This is a genomic window from Ligilactobacillus sp., assembly GCF_036846325.1.
Lineage (GTDB): Bacteria > Bacillota > Bacilli > Lactobacillales > Lactobacillaceae > Ligilactobacillus.
Genome location: NZ_DAIUCE010000163.1, coordinates 1 through 2,626, shown reverse-complemented (window position 1 = coordinate 2,626; position 2,626 = coordinate 1). Strand labels below are relative to the sequence as shown.

At 52.3% G+C, this 2,626-nt stretch carries 3 protein-coding genes; all 3 read right to left on the bottom strand.

Annotated elements, in window-relative coordinates; genetic code table 11:
* Positions 1–226 precede the first annotated feature (226 nt).
* Positions 227–1,108, bottom strand: coding sequence for an alpha/beta hydrolase (locus tag V7Z60_RS09725; RefSeq protein ID WP_334117614.1), 882 nt, complete (start codon positions 1,106–1,108; stop codon positions 227–229).
* Positions 1,108–1,995 (bottom strand): ROK family protein, encoded by an 888-nt coding sequence (locus tag V7Z60_RS09720; RefSeq protein ID WP_334117613.1) that lies wholly within the window; start codon positions 1,993–1,995, stop codon positions 1,108–1,110. The genes V7Z60_RS09725 and V7Z60_RS09720 overlap by 1 nt, the downstream gene beginning before the upstream one ends.
* Before the next feature lie 242 nt (positions 1,996–2,237).
* Positions 2,238–2,626 (bottom strand): GH32 C-terminal domain-containing protein (locus V7Z60_RS09715; RefSeq protein WP_334117612.1); only part of this gene is annotated, 389 nt, incomplete at its 5' end.

Here is a 2,626-nt window from a genome sequence, read left to right as displayed (position 1 = left end):
CTCACCCACCAAACATCGTGGAAATTCCAGCGCTTCGTCCACCAAACTTGGTGGAAATTCCACGTCTCACCCACCAAACCTCGTGGAAAATCCAGCGCCTCACCCACCAAACTTGGTGGAGATTCTGCTCTCAACCCACCAAACCTCGTGGAAATTCCAGCGCCTCACCAGCACCACCCCGGGACATGCAAAAAGCGCACACGAAAGTCCGGGTGCGCCAGCTTATTCAGGCCATGTGCCTTCTGAAGAATTCAATCTCCTCATCATTGCACTTTCTTGCAGTTTCATCTTTTTGATTCATCAGGAAGACATGAGGCTGCGGGTTGTCACGGTCGCCGAATGATCTGCAGACATGCTCCACACCTCTGGCAGTCAGAAAACCGTCGAGCTTTATCGTCTGGTCATGAATGAAGTCCTCGTTGGCAGTCGACAGATAACATGGCAGAAAATCCTCCGTAATGTAGTTCTCAACCGAAAGAAGCTGCCTGTTTTCCTCAACAACATCCTTTGGAAAGTAGGCTTCAAGAACACCACCGATCATGCCGGAATCGAAGAGGAAGAACGCCCCGCTGTTCAGGGCACAGGCTCTGAATTTCAATTGAACGGGCCTGTAGGGGAAAAGACTCCGGTAGGCAGGGTTGGTCAGAATCGTGATGTACTGCTCTGCCATCTGACCGCCGGCAGAATCACCGGTGATGAAGACATTGTTCCGGTCAAGCCCGTACTCGTCGGCATGGTCGCTGACCCAGTGGACATAGCGGTCAACGTCGTCAAGTTCTCCCGGAAAGACAACGTCAGGAGCCAGGCGGTAGTTCGGATTGACGAAGGCAAAGCCGTGCGCCGCCAGGTTCAGGCCATAGAACTGGTATGTCTCCTTTGTTCCATAGCAGTAGCCTCCGCCGTGGACGTTGATGATGACGGGAATCCTGCCTTCCACGTTCTCCGGCAGATAGAGGTCAAGCAGATTCCATTTGGGGTCCGGTCCGTAACTTATGTCATTAATCCTCCGCACTCCCGGAATCTCAAGCGGCAGCCCGGCGTCACGCGCATCGTCGCTTCTCTTCCAGTCGCGTCTTATCTTCATGATTTCATCTTCAAGGTCCGCCATCACTTCACCCCCTCAAGCAGATTGTACAGTGCACCGTACAGATTGGCGTCGTTCCTGAAGGCGGCCGTGACTATTTCCGGCCTGGTCAGGGTTGATGCAACTGCCTCGTTTTCTGCAATGATGCCGTCATAGGCCCTGTTTATGCCCTCGATGAGTGCCGGCTGGGCCGAGATGCCGCCACCGATCACATACTTTTCCAGGTCAACGACCGACTGCACGTTAAGAATCAGTACTGCAACCCCGTGACAGTACTTTTCAAGAATCGCGCACGCCTTCTCATTTCCGTCCGTGACAGCCTCAAAGGCGGCCAGTCCGTCCTTTTCATCAGCATTGCCAACCGCTCTGTTGATGCTGACGATCATGCCGACTGCTGACAAAGACTGGCCGGCCGTCCCGTCCATTCCCCCTGCATTTTCATCAAGGTCCATGAACGAAAGCTCCCCGGCCTGGAAATGAGATCCCGCAACAAGGTTGCCGTTGACGATGATGCCGCCACCGACGCCCGTCCCCAGGATGACGGCCGCACAGTCACGACTGCCCTTGAGATTTCCGAGCCAGTGCTCCGCAAGAACACCGGCCTTGCCGTCATTGATGACTGCAACGGGGAAATCCGGTCCGGCATATTCCGAAGCAAGGTCAACTCCGTCAAGAAACGGCAGCGCCCCGCCGAAACGTATTGTCGTGCCGTCAATCTTTCCGGGAGCGCAGACGGCAATCCCGCTGACGTTTTTGCGGTGCCTTGTCACAATCCGGTCAACTGCTGAAAGAAAGGACTCCCTGTCTTTTGGAGTCTTGATTTTATCCTTTCTGACAATATTTCCAGTTTCTTCAATTTCCGCATACTTGATGTTCGTTCCACCGATGTCAATTGCAAGATACTTCTTCATTTCAATCTTCCTCTCCGTAAAGTACATAAGACAATTTACATATTCATTGTATACGCTTTCACTTGTAGAAACAAGACGCAATTTGTCCTACTTCTGAAATTTTTTGGTACATATTTTCCGTACTGGAAAATGCAGAGCACGCTTCCTCTGCATTTCGGCACAAAAAAAGAAGGCGTTTCCGCCCTCTTCATTTAAGTCATTTTTGCAGATGATGCGACAGTTTCACAATCCCTGACAAGGCTCTACAGTTCCAGCCTGTAGATGTCCACGTCGGCCGGTTTTGAGCTGTCAAGCGCAAACTTCGTGGCCCCTTCACCGTACAGGCGCTCGGTGATGACCGGACCGTTTTCGATGAAGATTTCAACCGAACTCTGGTCACACAGAATCTGAATGTCAAACTCGTCAAGTCCGCAGGTGATGGTGCGCGTGGAAAAACCGGTCTTTTCAAGCAGCAGCTTGCCGGCCTCGCTTCTTATCCTGAGCTTTCCGTCTCCGTATTTCACGGCGAAGTCAACGTCCGACTCAGCCTTGATTCTGATTTCCATGCAGCGCGTGTCCGATTCGTATCCGATACGGCTGTCATGTTCAGACAGGATCTTCTCTCTTCTGATTGTTGCCAGCTCACGGATCG

Coding starts and splice junctions, on each gene's coding strand:
- V7Z60_RS09725 (WP_334117614.1), bottom strand. CDS start 1,108: ATGGCGGACCTTGAAGATGAAATCATGAAGATAAGACGCGACTGGAAG.
- V7Z60_RS09720 (WP_334117613.1), bottom strand. CDS start 1,995: ATGAAGAAGTATCTTGCAATTGACATCGGTGGAACGAACATCAAGTAT.